The 26201-nt window shown below is 34.3% G+C and carries 19 protein-coding genes and 1 pseudogene; 14 read left to right on the top strand and 6 right to left on the bottom strand.

The window, feature by feature from the left end; genetic code table 11:
- Window positions 1-6: 6 nt before the first annotated feature.
- From NAAC61_RS06235 to pheA, 6 genes are read right to left on the bottom strand one after another with little or no spacing between them, the layout of a single operon-like run.
- Complete coding sequence (locus tag NAAC61_RS06235; RefSeq protein WP_012209382.1) at window positions 7-1539, bottom strand: 2-isopropylmalate synthase; 1533 nt, start codon at window positions 1537-1539, stop codon at window positions 7-9.
- A 31-nt stretch (window positions 1540-1570) separates the two neighbouring features.
- Window positions 1571-2563 carry a ketol-acid reductoisomerase gene (ilvC, locus tag NAAC61_RS06230; RefSeq protein ID WP_237729795.1) on the bottom strand — a complete coding sequence of 331 codons (993 nt, stop codon included), beginning with the start codon at window positions 2561-2563 and terminating at the stop codon, window positions 1571-1573.
- 28 nt (window positions 2564-2591) lie between these two features.
- Window positions 2592-3092: an acetolactate synthase small subunit gene (ilvN, locus tag NAAC61_RS06225; RefSeq protein ID WP_202695520.1), complete on the bottom strand. Its 501-nt coding sequence runs from the start codon at window positions 3090-3092 to the stop codon at window positions 2592-2594.
- Window positions 3089-4798: a biosynthetic-type acetolactate synthase large subunit gene (ilvB, locus tag NAAC61_RS06220; RefSeq protein WP_202695519.1), complete on the bottom strand. Its 1710-nt coding sequence runs from the start codon at window positions 4796-4798 to the stop codon at window positions 3089-3091. Before ilvB ends, ilvN begins: the two co-directional genes overlap by 4 nt.
- A 21-nt stretch (window positions 4799-4819) precedes the next feature.
- Window positions 4820-6490, bottom strand: coding sequence for a dihydroxy-acid dehydratase (gene ilvD, locus NAAC61_RS06215; protein ID WP_121515328.1), 1671 nt, complete (start codon window positions 6488-6490; stop codon window positions 4820-4822).
- A 54-nt stretch (window positions 6491-6544) separates the two neighbouring features.
- A complete protein-coding gene (gene pheA, locus NAAC61_RS06210) occupies window positions 6545-7408 on the bottom strand; it encodes a prephenate dehydratase (RefSeq protein WP_202695518.1) in 864 nt (287 codons plus the stop codon).
- 324 nt (window positions 7409-7732) lie between these two features.
- Between pheA and NAAC61_RS11335 the strand changes: the two are divergent.
- The 14 genes and pseudogenes from NAAC61_RS11335 to NAAC61_RS06145 form a co-directional block, all read left to right on the top strand.
- Window positions 7733-7978, top strand: a pseudogene (locus NAAC61_RS11335) (acetylesterase); the annotation flags it as partial.
- A 218-nt stretch (window positions 7979-8196) separates the two neighbouring features.
- A complete protein-coding gene (locus NAAC61_RS06205; protein ID WP_012209389.1) occupies window positions 8197-9582 on the top strand; it encodes a sedoheptulokinase in 1386 nt (461 codons plus the stop codon).
- A 707-nt stretch (window positions 9583-10289) separates the two neighbouring features.
- The gene (locus tag NAAC61_RS06200) at window positions 10290-11279 is read left to right on the top strand and encodes a zinc-dependent alcohol dehydrogenase (protein ID WP_103079289.1); all 990 of its coding nucleotides are present in this window, start codon (window positions 10290-10292) and stop codon (window positions 11277-11279) included.
- Between the two features lie 13 nt (window positions 11280-11292).
- Complete coding sequence (locus NAAC61_RS06195; RefSeq protein ID WP_202695517.1) at window positions 11293-12270, top strand: alcohol dehydrogenase catalytic domain-containing protein; 978 nt, start codon at window positions 11293-11295, stop codon at window positions 12268-12270.
- Window positions 12271-12560: 290 nt separating this feature from the next.
- Window positions 12561-13529: an AEC family transporter gene (locus NAAC61_RS06190; RefSeq protein ID WP_202695516.1), complete on the top strand. Its 969-nt coding sequence runs from the start codon at window positions 12561-12563 to the stop codon at window positions 13527-13529.
- A 523-nt stretch (window positions 13530-14052) separates the two neighbouring features.
- Window positions 14053-15078 (top strand): LacI family DNA-binding transcriptional regulator, encoded by a 1026-nt coding sequence (locus NAAC61_RS06185; protein WP_202695515.1) that lies wholly within the window; start codon window positions 14053-14055, stop codon window positions 15076-15078.
- A gap of 58 nt (window positions 15079-15136) precedes the next feature.
- Window positions 15137-16393 (top strand): extracellular solute-binding protein, encoded by a 1257-nt coding sequence (locus tag NAAC61_RS06180; protein ID WP_202695514.1) that lies wholly within the window; start codon window positions 15137-15139, stop codon window positions 16391-16393.
- 57 nt (window positions 16394-16450) lie between these two features.
- Window positions 16451-17329, top strand: coding sequence for a carbohydrate ABC transporter permease (locus tag NAAC61_RS06175; protein ID WP_103079294.1), 879 nt, complete (start codon window positions 16451-16453; stop codon window positions 17327-17329).
- A gap of 16 nt (window positions 17330-17345) precedes the next feature.
- Window positions 17346-18167 carry a carbohydrate ABC transporter permease gene (locus NAAC61_RS06170; protein WP_103079295.1) on the top strand — a complete coding sequence of 274 codons (822 nt, stop codon included), beginning with the start codon at window positions 17346-17348 and terminating at the stop codon, window positions 18165-18167.
- A 39-nt stretch (window positions 18168-18206) separates the two neighbouring features.
- The gene (locus NAAC61_RS06165) at window positions 18207-19115 is read left to right on the top strand and encodes a dihydrodipicolinate synthase family protein (RefSeq protein WP_202695513.1); all 909 of its coding nucleotides are present in this window, start codon (window positions 18207-18209) and stop codon (window positions 19113-19115) included.
- A gap of 118 nt (window positions 19116-19233) precedes the next feature.
- The gene (locus tag NAAC61_RS06160) at window positions 19234-20649 is read left to right on the top strand and encodes an L-fucose/L-arabinose isomerase family protein (RefSeq protein ID WP_202695512.1); all 1416 of its coding nucleotides are present in this window, start codon (window positions 19234-19236) and stop codon (window positions 20647-20649) included.
- Window positions 20594-21670: an exo-alpha-sialidase gene (locus NAAC61_RS06155; protein WP_103079298.1), complete on the top strand. Its 1077-nt coding sequence runs from the start codon at window positions 20594-20596 to the stop codon at window positions 21668-21670. Before NAAC61_RS06160 ends, NAAC61_RS06155 begins: the two co-directional genes overlap by 56 nt.
- Before the next feature lie 22 nt (window positions 21671-21692).
- Window positions 21693-23213 (top strand): FGGY-family carbohydrate kinase, encoded by a 1521-nt coding sequence (locus NAAC61_RS06150; RefSeq protein WP_202695511.1) that lies wholly within the window; start codon window positions 21693-21695, stop codon window positions 23211-23213.
- 261 nt (window positions 23214-23474) lie between these two features.
- The gene (locus NAAC61_RS06145; protein WP_202695510.1) at window positions 23475-26186 is read left to right on the top strand and encodes a BadF/BadG/BcrA/BcrD ATPase family protein; all 2712 of its coding nucleotides are present in this window, start codon (window positions 23475-23477) and stop codon (window positions 26184-26186) included.
- Window positions 26187-26201 lie beyond the last annotated feature (15 nt).

The following is a 26201-nucleotide window of genomic DNA, read 5'->3' as shown; positions in this document are numbered from 1 at the left end:
ATTATTTTATTTTTTTGTAGTTTGGAGTTTCTTAGTCATATATTTATTCAAGGCATTTAGATAAGCCAAAGTACTCGCTTGGGTAATATCTGTTTCAACAGAATGCCCAACGTACACATCTTCTCCAATTTTGAGTTTAACGGTTGTTTCTCCTAAGGCATCGGTCCCCTCTGTAACCCCTTCAATCTTATACGAAATCAAAGTGATATTTTCTTCTTCAGCGATTTCGTTTATGGCTTTAAATATTGCATCTATTGGCCCGTCTCCACTGCAAGCTGCTTTTTCTATCAAATCTTCTCCTCTTGCTATCTTTATAGTCGCTGTCGGTAGTGTAGTGTTTCCAGTAGTAACGGATAAATATTTGAGTTTGAAATAATCCTCGGTTTTATATAGTTCGTCGTTTATCAATGCTTCAACATCAAGCGGATTTAAATTCTTTTTTTTACTGGCTAGATCTTTGAATTTAATGAATAACTTTTCAAAGGTTTCTTCATTCACGGTGTAACCAGATGATGTTAAGAACTCCTTTAAGGCATGTCTTCCCGAATGCTTCCCTAAAATTAGTTTATTTGAATTCAACCCTATACTTTCTGCTTTCATTATTTCGTAAGTAGTTCTCTCTTTGATAACACCATCTTGATGAATACCAGATTCATGTGCAAAGGCATTTTTACCTACTATTGCTTTATTAGGTTGAACAACCATTCCAGTAAATTGTGAAACCATGTTGCTTAATTTTAAAATCTTAGTTGTATCCTGGGTTACGACTAAATCTTCAAAATAATCTTTTCTGGTAACTAACGCCATTAAAACTTCTTCTAAGGCAGCGTTGCCTGCCCTTTCTCCTATTCCATTGACTGCAACCTCTGCCTGATCGGCACCCTCTTTCAGAGCAACGAGTGTGTTAGCAGTTGCCATCCCTAAATCGTTATGGCAATGTACACTTAATTCAATCTTGTCTAAGTTCCTTGTGTTTTCTTTTATCTTTTTAATAAATTCACCAAATTCTTGAGGAATTGCATATCCCACCGTATCAGGCACGTTAATTACCCATGCACCAGCTTCGATGACTTTTTCAAAGAGTTTGTACAAAAACTCTAACTCGCTTCTTGAAGCATCTTCTGCTGAAAATTCAACGTTATTAGTATACTTTGCTGCATACTTTACGGCCTCAACTGCTCTTTCCAAAACTTGATCTTCATTCATTTGCAGCTTATATTTCATGTGAATAGGAGAAGTGGCAATGAACACATGAATTCTTGGTTGTTCTGCTTCCTGAAGTGCTTCCCAAGCACAATCGATATCTTTGTAATTCGCCCTTGCTAAAGCGGCAATCTCAACATCTCTGATTTTTTGGGCGATGTTTTTCACACTTTCAAAATCACTACTTGAAGAAATAGGAAAACCAGCCTCTATTACATCAACTTTTAACAAGGAAAGCTGTTCGGCTATTGCCAACTTCTCCTCCATTGTCAAACTTACTCCTGGAGATTGTTCACCATCCCTCAACGTAGTATCAAAAATTTTTATTTTTCTCAAATTTGATCACTCTCCCACTTGCCTATATTTTTTAGCTTTCTATCCAAGGCATCATCGCTCTCAACTGCTCTCCCACTTGCTCTAATAAAGAATTATTATCTTTTTCAGTTAAAGCATTGAATACAGGCCTATTGGCTTTGTTTTCTAATATCCAGTCCTTTGCGAAATTCCCATTCTGTATGTTTAAAAGTACATCTTTCATGGTTTCTTTAACCCTATCATCGATAATTTTGGGACCGATGGTAATATCTCCGTATTGTGCAGTGTCACTTATGGAGTATCTCATCTTTTTTAATCCGCCTTCATACAAGAGATCTACGATTAATTTTAGTTCGTTCAAACATTCAAAATAGGCTATTTCTGGTTGATACCCCGCTTCAACGAGTGTTTCAAAACCTGCCTTGATAAGTGATGTAGTTCCACCACATAAGACCGCTTGTTCTCCAAATAGGTCTGTTTCTGTTTCCTCTTTAAAAGTTGTTTTGATGACACCTGCTCGTGTACAACCTATTCCTTTGGCGTAAGATAAACCCAACTCTTTTGATTTTCCTGAAAAATCTTGATGAACAGCTAATAATCCTGGAACCCCTTTACCTTCTAAATACATCCTTCTAACTAAATGGCCAGGACTTTTGGGAGCAACCATGAATACATCTACGTTTTTTGGAGGCACAATTTGTCCAAAATGGATATTAAAACCATGAGAAAATCCAAGTGCATTACCCTCGTCTAAGTTGGGTTCTATGTCTTTTTTGTACACCTCACTTTGAACTTCATCAGGGATCAATACTTGAATAATATCTCCTTTTTTAACGGCTTCAGATGTCTCGTACACTTCAAAGCCATCTTTTTGAGCGGTTTCTTTGCTTTTACTATCTTTCTTCAGACCTATAATTACTTTTAACCCGCTATCTTTAAGATTTTGTGCCTGAGCGTGACCTTGACTCCCGTAACCCAAAACCGCTATAGTTTTATCCTTCAATAAACCTAAGTCGGCATCTTTTTCATAAAATGTTTCCACCATGAACTATCACTCCTTTATTTTTTGATTTTTATGAATTTGTCAAAGCGTTGTTGTTCATTTCTCTATCTATAGCTACGATCCCTGTTCTCACGACTTCTTTAATGCCAAAATCCTTCATTATTTCGATAAAGGCATTTATTTTATTTTCATCCCCCGTAATTTCAACTGTTATTGTGTCAAGGGAAAAATCGACAACCTTACCCCTAAAAACGTCTACCACCTGAATAACTTGGCTTCTTTGATTTTTTCCACAATTTACCTTAATTATCGCCATATCCCTCTCTATCATATTGCTTTGATTCAATTCAGTGATCTTTATAACATCTATAAGTTTGTAAAGCTGTTTTTTCACTTGTTCGAGTGTGTCTGTGTTTCCTTCGACAACTATGGTCATTCTTGAATACTCAGGAAATTCTGTCTCCCCTACATTTAAACTCAGTATGTTGAAATTTCTCCTACTGAATAGACCAGATATTCTTGCCAAAACTGCAGGTTGATTATTCACCGTTACTGATAAGATGTGTCTCATGCAACCTCCCCCTGTTTTTCCTTTTCTCTCTTTTTCTTTTTTAGTTCCAACATCTCATTGATCGATGCCCCTTCTGGAACCATTGGGAATACGTTCTCATCTTGAGGAATAATGACGTCAAGTAAAACTGGGCCATCATAATTTAGAACCTCTTTCAAAGCCATCTCTACATCGTTTGTTTGATCGATTCTTAACGATTTTATTCCATAAGCCTGAGCCAATTTAACAAAATCAGGATTTTCAAGTATAGTGGCAGAATATCTTTCATCAAAAAATAACTCTTGCCACTGTCTTACCATCCCTAAGGTTCCATTGTTTAAAATAATTATTTTCACGGGGAGCCTGTTAGAACTTATTGTAGCCAACTCCTGGAGATTCATTTGAAAACTTCCGTCACCAGATATGTTGATAACCGTTTTATTGGGATTTCCTACCTGAACACCTACACTGGCTGGTAAACCGTATCCCATAGTTCCAAGACCTCCAGAGGTTATAAATGACCTAGGTTTCGAAAAACGAAAGTATTGGGCTGCCCACATTTGATTTTGGCCAACTTCTGTTACTATTACCGTATTTTCATCAGTTAACTCATCCAATTTTTCAATCAAGTATTGTGGTTTAATACTGTTATCATCGTATTCGTAGTTAAGTGGAAATCGTCTTTTCCATTCTTTTATTTGTTCAAGCCATTCTTTTCTTTCGATCGTCTTTATTAGTGGAATTAATTTATCTAAAACGTTTTTCGCATTACCAACAATGGGGATATCCACTTTAACATTTTTATTTACTTCAGCTGGATCGATATCTATATGGATGATCTTTGCATGTGGAGCAAACGTTTCCAACTTCCCCGTTACCCTGTCATCAAAGCGTACTCCAATTCCTATTATCAAATCTGCTTCAGATATAGCGTAGTTGGCATACATTGTACCGTGCATACCTAACATCTTTAAAGAAAGCTCATGATCTTCTGGAAAAACACCAAGCCCCATGAGAGACGTAACTACTGGTATTCTTCCCTTTGTTGCCATATTTGTTAGTTCTTCTGAGGCATTAGAATTTATAACCCCTCCACCGGCAAAGATGACAGGCCTTTGCGAAGAGTTAATTGCCTCGGCAGCTGATTTTATTTGCATATAGTTTCCTTCGTATGTTGGTTGATATCCTGGGAGATGAACACTTTCAGGATACATGAAATCAGCATGAGATTTAAGAACATCCACCGGTAAATCAATTAAAACGGGACCTGGTCTGCCGGTTCTTGCTATGTAAAAAGCTTCTTTTATTGTCTTGGCTAAATCCTTCACATTTGTCACCATGTAATTGTGCTTAGTTACAGGCAAGGTTATTCCTCTTATATCTATTTCTTGGAATGAATCCGTACCTATTAGGCTCGTCGGAGCTTGACCTGTAAAAGCAACAACTGGAACGGAATCCATGTATGCTGTTGCTAACCCTGTAACTAGGTTCGTAGCTCCAGGCCCAGAAGTGGCTATACACACCCCAACCTTCCCTGTACTCCTTGCATAACCATCTGCAGCATGTGCTGCCCCTTGTTCATGACGAACTAATATATGTTTTATAGGTGCGTCGTACAGTTCATCATAAAGGGGAATAACCTTCCCTCCTGGATATCCAAATACAACTTCAACCTTTTCCCTCAAAAGTGATTCAACGAATATTCTTGCCCCGGAAAGAATCGGCATAAAATCACCTCTCTAATTTTTTTATTCTAAAAACGCCCCTTTATCCGCTGATTGTACAAACCTACTGTACCTGTCTAAATACCCACTAGTTTTTGGAAGTATCGGTTTAAAAGTATTCAATCTTGCTTGTAATTCTTCTTCTGATATTTTTAAATTTAGAGTCTTTTGTGGTATGTTTATCGATACCATATCCCCATCCCTTACAACCCCTATTGGACCTCCTGCCGCAGCTTCGGGAGACACATGACCTATGGCAGAGCCGCGTGTTGCTCCTGAGAATCTACCATCGGTGATCAGCGCAACCTTCTTATCCAATCCCATACCAGCTAATGCAGAAGTAGGTGCTAACATCTCTCTCATACCTGGTCCTCCCTTTGGCCCTTCGTACAGGATAACTACTACATCTCCTTCTTTAATTTTTCCCCCATAAATAGCTTTGATGGCTTCTTCTTCCTTGTTGAAGACCTTTGCAGGTCCTTCATGTACCAACATCTCATCCGATACAGCTATCTGTTTAACGATTGCCCCGTTAGGAGCTATATTACCTTTTAACACCGCTAGTCCTCCATCTTTATGGTACGGATTATCTATAGGCCTTATCACTTCCTGGTTGACATAACCAACGGTTTTGAGATTCTCACCTAATGTTTCCCCAGTTACGGTCAAACAGTCTAGATGGAGCAAATTCTTCTTGGACAATTCTTTTAGTACAGCAGGAATACCACCGGCATAATGTAAATCTTCAATGTGATGAATCCCTGCAGGGGATAAACTACATAGGTGTGGGGTTTTTGAGCTAATTTTATTTATAATATCTATGTCAAAATCGATTCCAGCTTCGTGAACAATTGCCGGCAAATGTAAAGCCGTGTTGGTAGAACAACCTAAAGCCATATCTAAAGTAAAGGCATTTTCTACTGTTTTTTCGGTGAATATATCCAACGGTTTAATATCTTTAGCTACTAACTCCATTATCTTTTCTCCACTTTTTGTTGCCAAAGCCCTCCTACTAGAAAAAACTGCCGGAATCGTCCCATTTCCCGGCAGCGCAAGTCCTAAAACCTCTGTTAGGCAGTTCATTGAATTGGCAGTAAACATCCCAGCACAAGATCCATACCCAGGACAGGCGTTCATTTCCATTTCATTTAACTCTTCATCAGAAATCTTATTGGCAACTCTCGCACCAACCGCTTCAAACATATCGTGTAAATCGATTTTTCTTCCTCTGTAATTCCCCGCAAGCATTGGACCTCCACTTACAACAATGGCAGGAATATTTAGCCTCAAAGCGGCCATTAGCATCCCTGGAACGATCTTATCGCAGTTGGGAATAAGAACCAATCCATCGAATTTGTAGGCTCTAGCTACAGATTCTATAGAATCGGCAATTAATTCTCTACTCGGTAATGAATAGTTCATACCGCTGTGTCCCATAGCGATACCATCACAGATTCCTATTGTTGAAAAAGCTAAAGGCAAACCTCCAGCAGCGTATACTCCATTTTTTACACTTTCGCATATTTCATTCAAATGTTTATGTCCTGGTATTATATCGTTCGCAGAGTTAGCTATCCCTATTATAGGTTTATCGATCTCATCTTTTGTCAACCCTAAGGCATAAAGCAAAGAACGATGTGGAGCTTTTGATACTCCTTTTTTAATTTCGTCGCTTCTTTGTTTATTATCGCTCATATAATCCTCCCTTTTCATAATGTTTAAAAATGTTGAAAAAATCCCCGGTAGAATTCATTCCCGTTCTTTCCATTTTGGATAACTTCCAAGAATTTTAAAGAAAGAACTCATTTTTTCTAATTTAACTAATGCTGTTATTACATCTTTATCTTCTGTATAACCTTCAAAATCTATATAAAAAGAATATTCACCTAATTGCTTTTTGGTTGGTCGAGACTCAATCCTTGTTAGATTGATGTTCTTTTCTTTGAAAGCTTTTAACATATTGTATAGAACACCAGGTTTATTTTGCTTGGGAGAACATATTATCGAGGTTTTGTAATTTTGTTCTGGATCTTTAATATTTGTAAAGCCATCACGATTTGCAATCACAAAAAAACGGGTTGAATTACTTTTTGAGTCTTGAATATCTTTAGCTAAGACCTTTAAATTATAGATATTAACAATATTTTCCGAACCTATAGCCGCACTTTTTGGCACATCTTTTATTATTTCGCATGCATTTGCGGTACTTGCGGTAAATATAACTTCAGGATTATTCAATCTATTTTTTATAAACTTACCACATTGTCCAATAGCTTGTTGATGGGAAAAAAGCTTTTTAATCTCTGCCAAGTCTAAATTTTCATAAGATAGAAGAAAATGTTTTATTGGAACAACACACTCTCCTACTACCTGAATATCTGATTTCTCGAATAAAAGATCCATTGTAATATTCACTGAACCTTCCACGGAATTTTCAATAGGTACAACTCCAAAATCTACTTCTTTACTTTGAACCATCTCAAAAACATCTGAAATAGATTGTAATGGAATCAAAGAAACATTTTCACCAAAATATTTCCCCACGGCAATTTCACTATAAGTCCCTTTGGGTCCCAAATAACCACATTTTTTTAATGCCTGATCTTTATCCAAAGCATCTAACTCCTTAATTCAAAAAAATTACGAAAATATTTTCAGAGTTGTAAGAAAATGAAAAAAATTTCATTTTTCCTAATTATTGGTAACTATTTAAGATTAGCGTAAATTATTAGCGATTATACTCTAAAATCTCTGTTTTTGCAAGATTTGAAAAAAATTTCATTAAAAGCCTTTCTAATTCCTTCTTTTGAGGGTTTAGGAAAATAAGATTAAAACTGTCGTGTTTAATTTTAATCTAAAATTTACTTAAAACAAATAAAAAATTTACTAATTCGTTTTCTAAAAAAATTGTACAGGAGGAAATGAAAGGTGGCAAAAATGGTACAATTTAATATAGTGGTTCTACCAGTTGATAAATTAAATTTTTCAATTACATCTTAAATCGCAGATAGTGGCAATAATCCTTTTAAAACACTATATCTTCTTTATGGTGGATTTGGTAATTATACTAGCTGGGTGTCAGAAACAAGCATTCAAAGATTAGCTGAGGGAAGGAACCTGGCTGTTGTGATGCCTTCTGGGAATAATTCTTTTTATCTGGATCAACCAGAATCTGGAAATTTTGGGATACTTATATTGAAAAAGTTCTTGACTGGCTTCCATTGAAAAATTGATCGCCAGCCGTTGAATGTAATTTAATTCAAGGAGAGGAAACTAAAATTACCTTTTAAAAATCATAAAATCGTATTCAATATAACACCATACGAAATAAAACCCTTTAAAGTGTGATTAAAATGAAAAAAATAATTTTTGTAATGGGAATTACTTAGAAGGTGTAAAAAATGAAAGTGTTGGGGATAGATTTTGGGACAACTTCTTACAGTGCATGCTTATACGACAGTAAAAGTAAAGAAATTGCCTTCGCAAATAAACAAAATACAAGTTTAATTTTCGATGGTTTAAAAAGTGAATTTGACATAAAAAAATTAGAAAGTGATTTTGATTCTTTTATAAAATATCTAACTAAAGTTTTTGATTTAAAAGGAACCAAAGCTATTTCGGTCACCGGAAATATGCATAGTTTTTTTCTTGTGAAAGATAACACCCCAATAACAAATATAATTACTTGGCAAGATCAAAGAGCTTTAGAGAAAAATGAAAATGGAATTACATATGTAGATTATATTAATAAAAATTATAAATCGCTATTTTCAAAATTTCAATACTTTCTAAGCCCAGGGTATGCTGTCACAACTTTACTCCCTTTACAAAAATTTCTACGTACTTCGGGGTTTTCTCTCCATTTTGCTCCAGATTTCATTGTAAAAAAGCTCACTGGAGATACTACATACGATTCAATACCTATAGATCCTACTATAGCGCATAGCAGTGGATTTTACGCATTAGAAAACAAAGATTGGAATTGGAAACTAATCAATGCATTGGGATACAGCGAAATTCACCTTCCCAAAATTGCTGAACCTGGAACTTTTGTTGGGAATGTTGGAAAGTACATCCCTCAATTAACTGGTACCCCGATTTTTTTAGGGATGGGTGACAATCAAGCGTCAGTTTTAGGCGCAATTTTTGAAAAGAAACTTGAAACTTCTTACAATAAAATAAATTCGATGGTTATAAGCATAGGAACAAGTGGGCAAATATCTGCTGTAGTTAAGGAAATAAAAAGGATTTCAAAATACATAGATTATCGACCTTTTTTAAATAATTATTATTTATTAGTTGGAGCTAGTTTATCCGCTGGTAAGACTATTGACACTATTAAAGATTTTATAAAAAGCTTTATAAGCTTGGCTTGTAAAAAAAACGTTGAAGACGATTATGTTTACGAATTCATCAAGAATTCAATGTTACCTGTTTCACCTTTAAAATTTCGCACTACATTAAACGGTACACGTTATAATCCTCAATTGAGAGGAGCCATTGATAACATAAGTTTAAACAACTTTACAATTCAGAATCTAGTTACAGCAGCTGCATATGGAATAGTGGAAGAACTCTACAAATATTATAGAGAAATGAATATTGATTATGAAGATATCTTAGGGGTGGGGAATGGTCTACAGAAAAATAAATATTTTATAAGCATCATAAAAAAAGTCTTTAATAAAAATTTTTACCTAAGTAAATTGGAAGAAACTACAAGTTTTGGCGCTGCTGTGTGCGCAATGGAAGGAAAAACGAAAGGGGAGGTCGACATTCAAGGATGAATAAAGAGAAAATTCAAGAACAACTAAAGAAACCGTTGATAATTAAAGAAACAAGGTACACTTACTAATCAAAACGTTGTTCTTTCCACTGATTGTTGAACCCTATCAATTATTCTCAAGAAAAAGAATTTCTTGTCTCAACATCTCAAATCTATTTCTTCCATACATTATCCTCTTAATAACTTTCAATTTATTCACAGAACCATCTGCTAATCTTTCGATGTATAAAATTTCTAACCGCTTGCATATCCCGTTTTAAACTGTTCACAAATTGATCTATCTTTTGAAATAAGTGGTTCTGCTTCTTTGAACAGTATCGTATGCACTGTAATATTTTTTGTGTATTCCTTCCTCTAAGGTTAAAGTTATTACAAAATGATTTGTAATTGCCGGACTGATAAAAATCAAGAAACTTCTAAATATGTATTTCTCAAAACATTATTTGAAAACTCTTGGTTCTACTAAACTGTGTGACTATTTCAATTTAAATTCAGTATGTTTAGTAGACGAAATCGAAATACAGTTGAGAAGAATTACCATATAATGAGCTTTGTATGGTAAATGATAAAAACGTGGTATCAAATAAATTATAATATAAAGAAGGTAAACCTTTAATATTGAATGTATAAAATGTATAAAAGGTAGTTAAAGTACGTGTTTTAGAATTTCTATAGACAATAAAAATTATAAAGAGGAGAAGTGTTAAAATGTTAAAAAGAGGGGTAATCCTTGAGCCTAATAAAATTGTTATAAAAGAATATTCACTAGATCGTGATCCAAAAAATGACGAAAGCCTTTTAAAAATCTTATATTGCGGAATCTGTGGCTCAGATGTTCACGTTTTCAAAGGGAAACATCCTTTTGTAGAATTTCCAGTTTCGACTGGGCATGAAGTTATTGTAATCATTGAAAAGTCTGATATATTTAAAAAAGGCCAATATGTTGCTATTAGGCCCTCCATTTGGGATAATGAATGTTACTATTGTAAACATGGAATGCCTCATATATGTGAGAACTTAAAAGTTAGAGGATTTCAAGAAGAGGGTTTATTAGCAGAAAAAGTTATAATACCAAACGAAGCGATTTTCCCAATTAATCCTAAAAACGATGAAGTTGAAGCCTTCACATTAACTGAACCATTGTCAACAGCTGTTCATGCCGCAAAGCTATCGTGTCTAGCTGGAAAAAGAGTAGCCGTAGTTGGTTTGGGAACAATTGGAATTCTTACGGCTGCAGTTGCTAAGGTCTATGGTGCAAAAGAGGTAATAGGTTTTGATGTTAATTCTTGGAAGGTGCAAAAAGCAAAAGAATTCAACTTCGTTTCAGATGCATTGAGCCCTCAAGAAACTAATGCCTATAAAGATTTTGATGTTGTTTTTGAAGCTGTAGGGATACAATCGTCAATTGATACAGCTTTTAACTTAGTTAGAAAACATGGTACAATTATTGTAATAGGTGTTTTCGCTGGTCCTGGTACTGTTCCACTACATTTAATTCAAGATAGAGAGTTTATTATAAGGGGGGCCCTAATGTATACTGATGATGATTTTTCAGAATCAATAAACTTAATTTCTCAAAAGAGAATTAATACTCAATTATTAATATCAAAAATTTTCGATGGAATAGATCAAGTACCTGATGCATTTCACTACGCAAGTAATGAAAAAAACTCATTTAAAACTTTGATTAAATTATAAAGAAGGTGTGCTTATGGAAGCTATTTATATAAAGCAACCTCATCAAATTGAAGTAATTAATAAAGAGGAACCATCTACAAAGGAAAATGAGTCATTGATAAGGGTATTAGGTTGTGGGGTTTGTGGGACGGATTTAAAAATCTTTAAGGGGGAAACTTTGGCTACTTATCCTCTTATACCAGGACATGAAATCGTTGGAGAAATAGTAAAATCTAAGATATTTGAGAAAGGAACCAAAGTTACCATTGATCCAAATAGACCTTGTGGTGTTTGTCAGTATTGTAGGGAAGGTAAAATTCATCTTTGTGAGAATCTAAACGCAGTTGGGGTAAATAGAGATGGTGGTTTTGCTGAATTTCTTTCGGTTCCAAATGAACAGATCTATACATTAAACGAAAATATACAAGTAAAAGATGCGATATTTGCAGAGCCTCTTTCCTGTATAATCCATGGAATAGACCTTTCTAATTTCTCTTACACTGATGATATAGCAATAACAGAAGGAGGAGCAATAGGTTTGATTTTCGCTATGCTGTTAAACAGATTTTCAGTAGGAAAAACTGTTATATTTGAGATTTCTCAAGAAAAAATAGAATTTATAAAAAACGAGTTTCGCTTGGAAGTAGAGCATCCTAACAATAATCGTCAATCTAAAAAATTTGATATAGTATTTGAATGTTCTGGGACTGTTTCAGGTTTTGAAACAGCTTATAACTTAGTAAAAAAAGGTGGAAAAATTATAGATTTTGGAGTCACACCAAAGGGATTGAAATCAAAGGAAGTAGAGCCTTTTAAAATATACAGTGAGGAAATTTCGATCACCGGCTCTTATGTAAATCCTTTCACCATGCAAAGAGCTGTGAAAATTCTTAATAGCAATGAATTCCTTTTTCAAAAATTATTAACCGATGTTGGTGATCTTTCAGAGCTAAAAAAGTATATATCTTCAGACAAAAAGCCTTTCTTAAAAGCAGCATATATAAATCAATAGAATCAAAAAATCATAACCTATCCCATCTAAAATTTAGATGGGATTTTTATTTACACAAAATTTACAATACATATTTCTTGGTTCCCTTCCAAAAAGTATGGATAGAAAAAATTAAATATGAATAAATGATCAAATAATCTGGTATCATGTAAAAAAACACAAAATAGGTAAGAGTATCTTTTTTCTTTATTTCCGTTGGTAAGCTTGATTTAATTCCAGGTTATTTACCCAATATTTTCGTGATATAATTTAAGCTTTTTACCAAATAAAATTCGAAAGGACATTATACAATGAATACAAATTATATTGAAATAATACCTAAGATCATACCGGTTTTCATCTTGTTAGGTGTTGGTTATTTTTTAAAAATCAAGAAGTTCATCTCTAACAATTCCGTCGGTGAAATCAAGAAATTGATCGTTAACATTTCACTTCCTGCACTATTATTCATATCGTTTCTGGATGTTAATTTAACTATAGAGTTCTTTTTTGTCATTCTAATTGTTTTTTTGATCAATCTTTTGATGTTATTAATAGGTAAGGGTTTTGCATTTTTTACAAAGTTAAAGGATCCTCACTTACCTTTGCTTTTCACCGGTTTTGAAGTTGGTATGCTTGGCATACCCCTCTTTGGAGCAATATACGGTACGGAAAGCATTAAATATATGGCTGTGGTTGATCTTGGCCAGGAGATATACGTTTGGTTTGTATTATTTGCTATGTTATTGAGCCTTCAACAAAAAGAAAAGCGACTGCATTTTGTAGGGTTATTTAAATCTTTTATCACTTCTCCGATAATTATAGCTATTTTACTTGGGATCATTATCAATTCTAGCGGGATAAAATCTTTAATTAGTGAAAATTTCCTATTTCAAGGTGTTATTAACAGTATCGATATGCTTGGGAGTTTAACAGTGCCTTTAATACTATTAGTGATAGGATACGAAATTAATTTTAAAACCAGTAATATGAGTTTACCTGTAAAAATTATTGGCGTTAGACTGTTAATATTAGTACCTATTGCTCTTTTAGTTGGGAACTTTGTTTTTAATAAATTTCTTCAATTAGAACCTCTTTACAGCGTTGCTCTACTGTCGGTTGTAATATTACCTCCGCCATTTATTATTCCTCTCTTTTTTAATCAAGAAAACGAACAAGCGGGTGAAAAAAGTTACGTATATAATACGTTGTCAATAAGTACGGTTATATCTATAATAGCTTTTTTAATCACGGCCGTATTTTTCACGCCTACTCTTTGAAAAATCTGAAAAAAATGAAAGTAACAAAAGAAGAATCAGTCTGTCAAATATTACCCAATTCAGAAATAGCTAAAATAATTATTAAAGAAAATGAGATCGATCACTGGCTCCAATGTAAATCCTTTCACCATGCAAAGAGCCGTGAAAATTCTTAATAGTGCTGGCGATCTTTCAGAGATAATAAAATATATATCTTCTGACCCAAAGTCTTTCTTAAAAGCTGCATATATAATTCAATAGAATCAAAAAATCATAAACTATCCCATCTAAATTTTAATGGGATTTTTATTTACACAAAATTTACAATAGATATTTCTTTGATAAATAGAGAGTTTCTGGTAGTTTTGTCTAAAATCCGCCAATTTAGTCCAAAATTTGGAATTATTGCCAAATAAAGCCAATTATTATCAAAAATCTTCGATTTACTCGTCGAGAGTTAATTTTGATTTTATTATTTATTAATTTATAATAAGAATTAGTAACGCAATCGATTGCTTACTAAATGCTTATGGAGGGTAATCCCATGCAAAAACCAACAATAAAGGACATCGCAAAGGTTTTGAATATCTCTCCCTCTACAGTTTCAAGGGCGTTGTCTGGTAAACCTGGTGCAAGTGAAGAATTAAGAAAAAAAGTTATAGATACCGCTCAAAAATTAGGATATATGAAAAATCTATCCGCAGGTACCCTTAAAAATTCAAAATCAAAGATTATTGGGGTTATAGCGTTTGATATAAGGAACCCTTTCTTTTTGGAATTTTTAAAAGGAGTAGAAGATGTTTTATTCCCACGTGAATATAAGATTTTGTTAAGTAACGTCGACGAGAATGTGGATAAAGAAAAGATCTATTTAAACTGGATGATCGGTCATGGAGTTGAAGGTATTTTAGCCTCACCAGTTACAGAAAGTACTGGTAGAAGCAATTTGAGAATATATCAAGACTTTTTCAAAATTGGTATACCAATAGTTTTCTACGATAGAATGTTTTATAATCAGAATCAGTTTGATCATGTGATTGTAGATAACCAAGATGCAATTATTCAAGCCTTAATGTATTTAAAAGAAAATGGCCATGAAAAGATAGGCATTTTTTTATCTAAAAAAGGAATTTTTACCATAGAAGAAAGGCTCAAAGGATTTTTAAAGGGTTGTAAACTGTTGAATATTCCCGTTAAAAATGAGTGGATATGTGAAGATATATACCCTCACGAAAAAACAATAGAAGTTTTAAAAGATCTAAAGAGAAAAAATAATTTACCCACGGCGATAATAGCTACAAACAACAATATAACTAAGTATATAGTCTACGCAGCTAAAAAAAATAACATAAAAATTCCTGAAGAACTGTCTTTAGTTGGATTTGATGATTTACCAGAAAATGAACTGATAGATCCACCTTTAACGACTATAAAACAACCAATATTAGAAGAAGGTAAAATAGCTGCCACATCTTTGCTGTCAAGGATAGAAGATAGATATGCCAGACCTATGAGAGTAATATTAAAAGGAGAATTAATAAAAAGAAAATCAGTAAAGAATTATGTATAAGAGATAAATTTTCTAATTTCTTATAAGTATCCTATAACTTTAATATGGAGGTGGTATTATGAGGTTTAAAAAGTTTTTACTGTTTGGTTTGCTGATAGTTGGATTAACGATTGCTTTTGCTGCTGAAAAAACCACTCTTTATTACACTACTCTTTTTCATAGTGGTGATGCACAAGCTATGGAAAAGATCGTTCAAAGAATCAACCAAGAATCAGAAGACATGTATGTTATATTGGTGCAAGGAGCATGGGAAAATTACTACGCTCAACTTATAAATCAAGTAGTTGCAGGGAATGCTCCTCAGGTTGGTATTGTACATTCAAATATGTTTCCATCTATGAAAGATGCACTTACCCCACTGAATGCTTCCCCGGCAGGTGATTTATTAGCAAAAGCTGGATTTTCCAGAGAAGATTTCTATATTGATGTATGGGACTCTTCAACTTTTGACGGTCAACATTATGGTATTCCATTAGATACCCATATGTGGGCAATGTGGTATAACAAAGATATCTTTGAAGAAGCTGGGTTGGATCCTGATGATCCCCCAACTAATGCTGCAGAACTGGAATATGCAGCCCAAAAAATAAAAGAAGCCGGATATTATGCAGTTCATTTCGCAGAAGATGGGGTTGCTCGAAAGCTGATGAGAGCTTGGTATATTTTCTATTGGCAATTAGGCGGAGAATTATTTGATGGAAATTATACAAAAGCCACTTTCAACAATGAAAAGGGACTCCAAGCTTTGGAGTATTTGGTAAACAGTGTTCAAGAATGGAATTGGAATATTCCCGGTTCAGATGGATTTAAGCAGTTTGCTGCTGGAGAATTAGGGATACTATTTGCTGGGAATTGGTACTATTATTCAGCTGAAAACGCTCAGATAAATTATGGAGTAGCAAAAATACCAACCATATTTAACAGTCCCGCAACTTGGGGGAACAGCCATAATCTTGTTATTCCTAAACAAGCAACCTCAAATCCTCAAATTTATGAGCAATCCATGGAATTAATTAGAAGAATAACGGAACTAAGTTATATGTGGGGTATGTTTGGTGGACATTCTCCAGCTTACAACGAATCAAGAAATTCTCCCGAATTGTTAAATTCACCTGTATGGAGAAAAAGTTTAAATGTGTTTAGTCTAATGGCAGAGGAAGGTTATTTACATTATCCCCCAAACCACCCTAAAGCAGCAGAGTTAGAAAATGCTATTCAAGTTCATGTTCAACAGGCTTATAACGGAACATTGACACCTGAAGAAGCCTTAGCAAAAGCAGAAGAAGAATGTAACAGAATTCTATCAGAAGAATGAATACTAATAGAGGGGGATTTTCCCCCTCTATTAATATAGATATTGAGGTGATAAGTTTTGAAGCAAAGGGCTAGAGATCAATGGAGTGGAATTTTATTTGCTCTACCGTTTGTAATAGTATGGAGTGTTTTTACCTTATGGCCTGTTATTTCAGGTTTTATAATTAGCTTACACAATTGGGACCCTTTAAGAGGATCAGAATATATAGGCTTTGAAAATTATAAGTATCTTTTTACAAGTGAACGTTTTTGGAATGCTTTTTTTAATACTTTTGAGTTTGCCCTTATTATGATTCCTTTAACTTTAATCTTTGGATTACTATTTGCATTCTTCCTATATTTTTCAAAAAGTAAAGCCAAAGGTTTTGTAGAAGGTGCTCTCTTTTTCCCATATCTTTTGAATGTTTCTATAATTAGTCTTGTTTGGAAATGGCTTTTTGATCCTGACTTTGGATTAATTAATGAATCATTAAAGATGATCGGGATTTCTAACGCACCACAATTTCTGAATCATCCTGTGTGGGTTATTCCAGCCATAGCTTTTGCAAGTGCCTGGTGGTTAATGGGTTATAGGATGACAATTTTTCGGGCAGCGTTAGAAAGTCAACCTGTTGAAATAGTGGAGGCTGCAATAATTGATGGAGCTAACAAATGGCAAATAATGTTTAAAATCTTATTCCCTCTAATAAGACCTCAATTTCTTTTTGCAATGGTTTTAACAATAATTTCTGGATTTAACGTATTGGGACAAGTGATGATAATGACTGAAGGTGGGCCCGGTAGATCTTCCGAAGTTTTAGCTTTATATTTATATAGAGAAGCATTTTCATATTTCCGAATGGGGAGGGCTGCTGCAATCGGATTTATTTTATTTGTAATTATTTTTATTTTCACTTTGATTGCTATGAGATACATGGGAAACGAAAACAAAGGATAGAGTAGGAGGGGTTTTTTTGAAAAAGCGCGGAAACACAAAATTTTTTGATATTATAATGATAATAATAGCCATATTATGGTTGATACCAGTTTTTTGGATGGTTGATACTGCTTTTAAGCCAACACCAGAAATCTTCACTAGACCTCCCAAATGGATCCCAGAAAGCTTTACATTAGAACACATTAGAGGTGTAATTAATAATTGGCCATTTGGAAGATGGTTATTAAATAGTGTAGTTGTCTCTGGTTTTTCAACGTTAATCTCACTTTTCTTATCAATATTTGCAGCATACTCCTTTGCTAGAATTCAGTGGAAAGGAAGAGATTTTTTGTTTGTTGTTTTACTCGCAAGTATGCTAATCCCTTGGCAAATAAATGGAGTCCCACTATATTTTTTAATGAATAATTTAAACTTGTTAAATAAATTAATTGCAGTTATTTTACCTATTTCTGCTATGCCAATAGGAGTTTTTTTATTGAGACAATTTTTTATAGGAATACCAACTGAATTAGAGGATTCAGCTAGAATTGATGGTTGTAATAGATTAGACATTCTTTTTAGAATAATTATTCCTGTCTCAGCTCCTGCTTTATCTGCATTAGGGATTTACATGTTTATCTTTAGTTGGAATGAATATTTTTGGAGCTTAATAGCACTACAAAGAATTAATAAGTTCACATTACCAATAGGTTTGAATACATTGCAAGGAGCATATGATATTGAATATGGTTTACTTATGGCCGCCGCATTTTTGGCTTCGATTCCTGTAATGATTGTTTTTCTAATTTTAAGAAGGCAAATAATTAAAGGAATGAGTTGGTCAGGTGTGACTAAATAATTTACTTCATTCAAAATATTAGCTAAAGAGGTGTTATATATGAATTTAGAAGGAATAATCACAGCACTTGTAACTCCTTTTGATGAAAAAGGAAATATAAATGAAGAGTTATTAAGAAGTTTATGTGAATATCAAGCTAATAAGCAAGTTAATGGGATTTTGGTTCTAGGAACAACTGGGGAAGGAATTTCATTAAGTATGGATGAAAGAAAATTAATTGCCGAAATTGTTGTCGATGAATTAAAAGGAACTGTTCCTGTGATAGTACACGTTGGTAGTAGCAACATAAAAGTAGTATTTTCTCTTGCTCAACATGCTGTAGATATTGGTGCTAATGCAATTACCTCAATTGCACCATATTTTTTCAAAATGAGTGATAAGGAGATTTTAGACTTTTACGTTGGACTATCCAACAACGTTCCAAAAGATTATCCGATATTTGTCTACAATTTTCCTGAAGCAGCTGGTAATGATGTAAATCCTGATATTTTAGGAAAATTGTTAGATAAAGTTGAAAATATAGCAGGTATTAAATATAGTTCAAGCAATATGATGAGAACGCAAGAATACCTAAAATTAAAAAAGAATAATTTTAAAATTTTTACAGGAGCAGATCAACTTTTTTATCCAGCGTTGTGTTTAGGGTGCGATGGGTTAGTTTCAGGAAATGCAAATGTTCTTCCCGAATTGTATTTAGCTATTTTTAGAAGTTTTAAAGAAAATAATCTTAAAGCAGCAAATAAACTTCATTATTTTGGTAATGAGATTGCTAAACTCTTTAAATATGGAAATATTCCTGCTTTAAAAGCAGGAATGAAACTCAGAGGGATTGATGGAGGTTACGTGAGACAACCTTTTAGAGAATTAGGCATACATGAAACCAACAAACTTCAAGTAGAATTTAGTCAAATTCTTAAGCAAATTAGAAAAATATTACCTCAGATTTAAATAGTTAATTGGTGTATATAGATAGAATAAAAATATTTTTGCTAGGAAAGGAGATATTTTATATTTTTTGGAATTTTTAAAGATAGTAAATATAGTAGAATGAGGAGGTTATTTTTATATGCAAAAAAGGAAAGTAGGAATAATCACATTTTCAGACGGTAGAGATTTTGTTCATAAGGAAACCTTGGAGATGAACAAAAAATTTGAAGACAGGCTGGTAAAAGCGTTAGAAAATACTGGTGAAGTAGAAGTAGTGAGAGCTTCAGACATTGTAAACAAACCATCCAAAGCCAAAAAAGCTGGAAAAGAAATGCTAAAGGCAGAAGTGGAAATGACGATCTTCAATTATTCTATATGGTGTTGGCCTCACTTAAGTGTTATGGCTTCACTTTATGCCCCTGGACCGTATTTAACTTATGGCCAAATAAATCCAAAGTATCCTGGAATGGTAGGATTGTTAGCTGCAGCTGGTGCTTTAGAGCAAATAGGAATATTCCCAGAAAGAGTTTGGGGTGAGCCAGAAGATCCGACGGTTTTAGAAAAATTACTAAAATACATACGTGCTGCCAGTGCTGCACATAGGTTAAAAGGAGAAAGGTATGGAATGTTTGGTGGAAGACCCATGGGAATGTACACTGCTTCTGCCAACGGAGATCAATGGATGAAAGAATTTGGAATCGATGTTGAACAAGTAGACCAATATGCATTAGTTTTAAAAGCTGAACAAGTACCATCCCAGAAAAAAAAGAAAGCAAGAGAATGGCTTGAAAAATTGGCAACCGTTAAATATGACGGCAAAAGACTCACCCCTGAAATTTTAGAAAAACAGATAGGACTATATTACGCTGCACTTGAAATTATAAAAGAAGAAGAGCTTGATTTTGTTGGATTCAAGGGCCAACCTGAAATGACAAATAATTATACAACATTAGATATCGCAGAAGCTTTTTTGAACGATCCATACGATTTTGATGGTGCAAAGGAACCTATTGTTGCAGCAACCGAAACAGATATGGATGGAGCTTTAACGATGGAAATCTTTAAACATATAGCCCAAACCCCTGTACTGTTTGCTGATGTGAGGCATTACTTCAAAGAAGAGAATTTATTGGATTTAGCAAACTCTGGACAGCATGCGACATATTTTGCAGGAAAATCTAACAAACCTGAAGAAAATTTGAAAAACGTGATTATACACCCTGAAGATTTTTATTTTCCAGCGGGTGGTGGTGCTGTTAAACACTTTGCAGCCCCTGGAAGAGTCACATTAGCAAGACTTGCAAGACAAGATGGAAATTATGTAATGACGATAGTTCCCGCTGAGTTTGTCGAACTTTCTGAGGAAGAAAAGAAAAGATTGAGCGAACAAGTGCAAATCGAATGGCCACATGCATATGCTAAACTAGATACTGATATGGAAACTTTTTTGGAATATTATCCTTGCAACCATACACATGGGGTATATGGAAATTATTTAGATGAGTTGGTACATTTTTGTAAGATTAAAAATATCGGTTATCAGATTTTGGATTGAAAAAAATTTATATGGAAGTGAAAAAATGGATGTTATTAGAAAATCTTTTATATTTGACAAAATCCCAGGTAAACTGAGTTCTCATTCAGTAAGTCTGTGTAAAATCAATGAAAAAGAAATATTAGCCTTTTGGTTTGCGGGAACCTGGGAAGGTAATAAAGATGTTGATTTATTTACTTCCCGGTACAATATTCTTGAAGGAAGTTGGGAATCTCCAAAACTTTTTGTGCAGGATCCTGTGAGATCTCTGGGGAATACCTGCCCAGTATTATTTGATAATAAAATAAGGGTTTATTATGTTGCCATGGAAGGTAAAAATTGGACTGAAACGTCATTGTGGTATAAAGAGTCTTATGATCAAGGAACAACTTGGACTCAAGAAAAACCTTTTTCTCTAGTTAACAATAACCTTTTGTTTGGAACTAAATTATTGAAATTAAGAGATAACAGATATGTTTTTCCTATATATAATGAAAAGATGTGGATTAGTACCCCCTATATATCAAATGATATTCAAAGAAACAAATGGAAAAAATTTGGTGAGATTCAGACGGAAAAGGGAAATATTCAACAAGACATGGTCGAAATTAAAAATCACATTTTTTCGTTGCTAAGAACTAGAGATGGTTATATTTATAAAACAACTTATGACTTAGAAAGGAAAGAATGGGATAAACCCAAATCTACAGGAATACCAAATCCAAATTCAAGAGTGGCTTTAGAAAAGATAGGAAATTTATTAGTTTGTTGTTGTAATCCGTTGGGTTTAGAGAAAGGAGAAATTATTGAAGATCCTAGAAAGTTATCTAATTTGGAGGATCCGTTTTGGGGTAAAAGAGAAAAGTTGTCTATTTTTACTTCATATGACTTTGGAAATACGTGGCATGAAGAAATTATTTTAGAAAATTCAAAAAACAAAGAATATTCATATCCATGGATTCAGATAATCAGTGAATCTGAATTAATGGTTGCATATACTTATGAAAGAAGAAATATTGCTTATACTATAATAAAAATATAAAGTACACCGGGAGGAACTAAAAATGTATTTAGTGGGAGTGGATATCGGAACTCAAAGCACTAAATCAGTTATCACGGATGAAAATGGAAAAGTCATTGCAGAAGCTTCTAAAGAATATTCTGTTTTGACACCTCAACCCAATTGGGCTGAACAATGGCCTAATGTGTGGTTTGATGCTGTGATTGATACTCTGAAACTAGCAATAGAAAAAGGGAAAATAGATCCAAAAACTGTTGCAGGAATTGCTATCAGTGGATTATATGGAGGTTCGGGAATCCCGGTTGATAAAGATTTCAACCCTCTGAGGCCCTGCTTGATCTGGATGGATAGGAGAGCAACAAAAGAAACAGATTGGGTTAAAAATAATGTTCCCAAAGAAACTTTATTTGGGATAACAGGTAATTATGTTGATAGTTACTTTGGTTTCACAAAAATCATTTGGATAAAAAATAATGAGAAGGATATTTGGAACAAAACTTATAAATTTATAACACCAAAAGATTTCGTCATTCACAAATTAACAGGTGAAGTAATAATAGATTTCTCTTCTGCAGGTAATATCGGAGGGATTTTCGACATTCATAAAAAATATTGGTCAGAAGAGATGTGCAAAATGCTTGGAATAGATTCAGATAAATTGCCTGAAAAGATAGTTAAATCTTCTGAGATTGTAGGAGCCCTTAATAAAACATATGCTCAAGAGATCGGACTTTTAGAGGGCACCCCGATAATCGCTGGAGGAATAGATGCTCCCGTTGCTCAATTAAGTGCGGGATCTGTCAACGAAGGTGAACACGTAGCTATGGTTGGAACTTCGACATGTTGGGGCAATATTCACGATGGCAAATACCTAACCCCTGAATTGGTTAGTTTTCCATATGTTGTAGATGATTTAGCAAAGATATACACGTTTGGGGGAGGAGCCACTTCGGGAGCCATAGTGAGATGGTTTCGAGAAGAGTTCGGGGAATATGAAAAAGAATTTGAAAGAAAAAGAGGTATTTCTGCTTATTCACTTCTTGAATTGGAATCAAAAGATATTCCTCCTGGAAGTGATGGGATTATAGTTTTGCCATATTTTATGGGTGAAAGATCACCTGTTTGGGAATCAAGTGCTAAAGGAACTATTATAGGACTTAACTTGTACCACAAAAGAAGACATCTTTACAAAGCTTTTATGGAGTCTGTAGCCTATTCCCTGAGACATAATATGGAATATGCAGAAAATACTGGAATGAAATTGAATTCCGAATGTTACTTAGTAGGAGGAGCTGCTAAGAGTGATATTTGGACTCAAATATTTGCAGATGTGACAGGATATATTATGAAAAGAACGGATCAAGATGTTGAAGCACCTTTAGGAGATGCATTTTTAGCTGGCTTAGGAACAGGTGTATTTCACGATTCACAAGATATTAAGAAATGGATAAAGTTCAAAGAAAATACTTCTCCAGACGTTAATAACAAAAGTGTTTATGATAAATACTTCAATTTATACAAAAAGTTGTATGAAAATACCAAAGAAATAATGAAACAATTATAGTCTCATTGATTGAAAAAATTTACCGGTATGGAGTAGCAAAAATCAAGAAAAGGCAACGGATAGAATTTATAGCCCCTTAATGGGGCTTAATTTTTTTTGTTTGTTATAAGATCTTAAGAAACTTGATTATGATTGTAAAAAGGTATATCATAATAGTGAGAAGAAAATGGATAAGGCGGGCTGTGGGGCAAAGGGATGCTAAAGTAGTTTTTAGGGTTTCAAAAAAAAGAGAATTTTTTTGGTTTTAAGGGGAGAAAAGATATGTATTACGTTGGGTTTGATATTGGCTCATCGAGTATTCATGTAGCGGTCATTGATGAAGAAGGAAAACTAAAATACGTTAAAGAAAGTATTCCACATTTTGGTGTGCCGTTAAAAAGGTTACCCGAGATTTGGGAATCGATAAAGCCTGAATTGGATGGGGAGATACTTTCCACTTCTTTTACCGGAATAGGGGCACAACTTTTCAACAAAGTGTTTCCCGAACTCTTGTTTGATTACGAGAGCGTTACTATCCCCAAAGGTGCTTCTTTTCTTGAACCAAATGTTTCCTATGTATTCCACATTGGAGCAAAAGACTCCTATTTTTTAAGACTTGGACATCTTAAAGAAAAGGTGAACCTTTTGGAATGGTCAGCTAACAGCAAATGTGGTGGTGGTTCGGGAATCTTAGTAGAAAAACAATTGAAAAGATTATACTTAAAAAACGATTCAGAGTTTTTTCAGATAGATGATTACTCACAAAAAATTGAACTAATGAGAAAATTGTATGCCCAAGCAGAAAACGAGGTGAAAGATTACAGCGATATTCAGGGCTTCAATGCTAGATGTGGTGTTGTAATTCAATCAGATTTGATCCACGAACAAAATGAAGGTGCTCAAAGGCCCTTTTTAGTTGCAAAATTGTACTCTACAGTAGCTAGGAATTTTAAAAATGACGTGATTGGAGCGAGGGAACTTGATCCATCTCTCTCAGCCATAGCTACAGGAGGAGTCTTTTCAAGTGATTATATCCTCAAAAGTTTCAATATGTTAACTAATTTAAATGTAAAAAGGCCTAAGTACCATACCGCTGTTGCAGCTATTGGGATAGCTCTGGAAGCGTTAGAAAAGAAAAACAAATTTGTGATAGATTTTAACCGACTTTCTGAGATCTCTAATTTTACGAAGAGTAAACGTCCCTATGCTAAGCCTCTTTATGCCTTTCTTGATAAAGTCCACAGCTACGAAGGAAAAATTGAGAAAGTGCAACCTGATGTGGTTAGAGATGTAACCATAGGAGTAGATGGAGGCTCAACCACCACAAAAGCTGCGATTGTGGACGTTGAAACGGGTGCCCTTTTAGACAAAATTTACATCAGCACCCATGGTGATCCAGAAAGAGCTCTTAAAGAAGTGTTTAGACACTTAGCCAAAAAATCCAATAATTATAATGTTCTTGGTGTATGTACCACAGGATCAGCCAGAAAATTGTACGAGAGAATTTTAGTAAGTCAAAAGAAAAAAGAAACTTTAGAAGAAGAAGGATACGCAGTTTTAGATGGAGCCGTTGATGAAGTCACATGTCACGCCAAGGGAATTAAATTTCACGATGAAGAGATCGATACGATATTTGAAATCGGTGGACAAGATATGAAGTTCACTTCTTTCAAACTTAATGGAGAAGAAGCTACAGATCAGATAAAAGAGGCTAGGATGAATTACTCATGTCAAGCCGGAGCTGGTCAAACATTGGAGAACATGGCTCAACTGTTAGGCTTGGATGTCAAATCGACACTTCAAGAAGCAGCGTTGAAAGCAGAAAAAGTACCCATTATAGATTCTACCTGTGGCGTTTTCATGGAAATGGAAGAAAACCGTTTAATTTCCGAGGGTTTTTCACAAGAAGAGATAGCTGCAGCGATAGTCAGATCCACCGCAGCTAGCTATTTTAATAAATTTGTTGGAGGTCCACAACATATTCAAAACAAATGCTCTTGTCAAGGGGGACCAGCCTTGGGGAAAGCATTTTTGGCTGCAATGGCACAAGTTACAAACAAAGATATCTACGCTTATCCCCACAGAGAATTGTTTGGAGCATGGGGAGCGGGTCTTTTTCTAAGAGAAGAGATATTGAAGGTGAAAAAAGAAGGAAAAGAAGTGCGCTCAGCTTTCAGAGGCTTTGAAGTAGTAGATATGAAATTTGAAAAAGAAGAGGTAATGTGTTCAGATTACTTCGGCAAATTGTCCTGTAAGGTAAGAAATTGCAGATTAAAAATCTTTAGTATAGCAGGCGAAAAAGTTATAACAGGTGGTTTTTGTCCAAGAGGGAACAGTGAAGGGGCAGAGAAGGTAAAAGTAGATTATGTTGAAATTTTCCATAGATTGTTTGAAAAACATTTTGAAGGCATAAAATACGAAAAGTTGGACGAAATAAATGTCGATAATGAAAAAACGGTAGGTATTCACAGAGCTGGAGTAACCTTAGGAGAAATAGGTATTTGGTCTGCCGCATTGTTTAGTAAAATTGGATTTTTACCAGTATTATCTCCAGTCTCAGATGAAGAAATTGCACAAAGAGGTATTAATATTGCTCCTACAGAGTTTTGTATAGCTATGAAACTTGTTATAGGTCACGGGGATCTGCTGGCAAAAGATAAAAGGATAAAACATCTGTTTAACCCTTCGGTTATTGAAGAAGTAAGAGATAAAAAACCTATGAGAAAATTCTGCATATATACAGAGGCTGAAGGTTACTTGTTACAAGACATATTGGGATTAGAAGAAGATAGAGAGATTCTGCCTGTTCTTTACTGGAAAGATAAAGAAAGGTCAGCTCAAGCGATATACGATGAATTAAAAAGAATTGGTTACAATATTTCCAAAGAAAAGATATTGGAAGCCATAGAATATGCAGATCAAAAATTAAAAGCATTCAAAAGCGATTTACACAAACAAGGGGAAAGATTCTTAAACAAATTAGAAAAAAAGTGAAGAGGTGGGGTATGT

The organism is Petrotoga sp. 8T1HF07.NaAc.6.1, assembly GCF_016772115.1.
In the GTDB taxonomy this organism is placed as follows: domain Bacteria; phylum Thermotogota; class Thermotogae; order Petrotogales; family Petrotogaceae; genus Petrotoga; species Petrotoga mobilis.
This window is presented reverse-complemented; position numbering and strand designations above follow the sequence as displayed.

What these genes read in the sequence shown, in the direction of transcription:
- ilvC (WP_237729795.1), bottom strand. Translation starts at nt 2,563, where the DNA reads ATGGTGGAAACATTTTATGAAAAAGATGCCGACTTAGGTTTATTGAAG.
- ilvN (WP_202695520.1), bottom strand. Translation starts at nt 3,092, where the DNA reads ATGAGACACATCTTATCAGTAACGGTGAATAATCAACCTGCAGTTTTG.
- ilvB (WP_202695519.1), bottom strand. Translation starts at nt 4,798, where the DNA reads ATGCCGATTCTTTCCGGGGCAAGAATATTCGTTGAATCACTTTTGAGG.
- ilvD (WP_121515328.1), bottom strand. Translation starts at nt 6,490, where the DNA reads ATGAGCGATAATAAACAAAGAAGCGACGAAATTAAAAAAGGAGTATCA.
- NAAC61_RS06205 (WP_012209389.1), top strand. Translation starts at nt 8,197, where the DNA reads ATGAAAGTGTTGGGGATAGATTTTGGGACAACTTCTTACAGTGCATGC.
- NAAC61_RS06200 (WP_103079289.1), top strand. Translation starts at nt 10,290, where the DNA reads ATGTTAAAAAGAGGGGTAATCCTTGAGCCTAATAAAATTGTTATAAAA.
- NAAC61_RS06195 (WP_202695517.1), top strand. Translation starts at nt 11,293, where the DNA reads ATGGAAGCTATTTATATAAAGCAACCTCATCAAATTGAAGTAATTAAT.
- NAAC61_RS06190 (WP_202695516.1), top strand. Translation starts at nt 12,561, where the DNA reads ATGAATACAAATTATATTGAAATAATACCTAAGATCATACCGGTTTTC.
- NAAC61_RS06185 (WP_202695515.1), top strand. Translation starts at nt 14,053, where the DNA reads ATGCAAAAACCAACAATAAAGGACATCGCAAAGGTTTTGAATATCTCT.
- NAAC61_RS06180 (WP_202695514.1), top strand. Translation starts at nt 15,137, where the DNA reads ATGAGGTTTAAAAAGTTTTTACTGTTTGGTTTGCTGATAGTTGGATTA.
- NAAC61_RS06165 (WP_202695513.1), top strand. Translation starts at nt 18,207, where the DNA reads ATGAATTTAGAAGGAATAATCACAGCACTTGTAACTCCTTTTGATGAA.
- NAAC61_RS06160 (WP_202695512.1), top strand. Translation starts at nt 19,234, where the DNA reads ATGCAAAAAAGGAAAGTAGGAATAATCACATTTTCAGACGGTAGAGAT.
- NAAC61_RS06155 (WP_103079298.1), top strand. Translation starts at nt 20,594, where the DNA reads ATGAGTTGGTACATTTTTGTAAGATTAAAAATATCGGTTATCAGATTT.
- NAAC61_RS06150 (WP_202695511.1), top strand. Translation starts at nt 21,693, where the DNA reads ATGTATTTAGTGGGAGTGGATATCGGAACTCAAAGCACTAAATCAGTT.
- NAAC61_RS06145 (WP_202695510.1), top strand. Translation starts at nt 23,475, where the DNA reads ATGTATTACGTTGGGTTTGATATTGGCTCATCGAGTATTCATGTAGCG.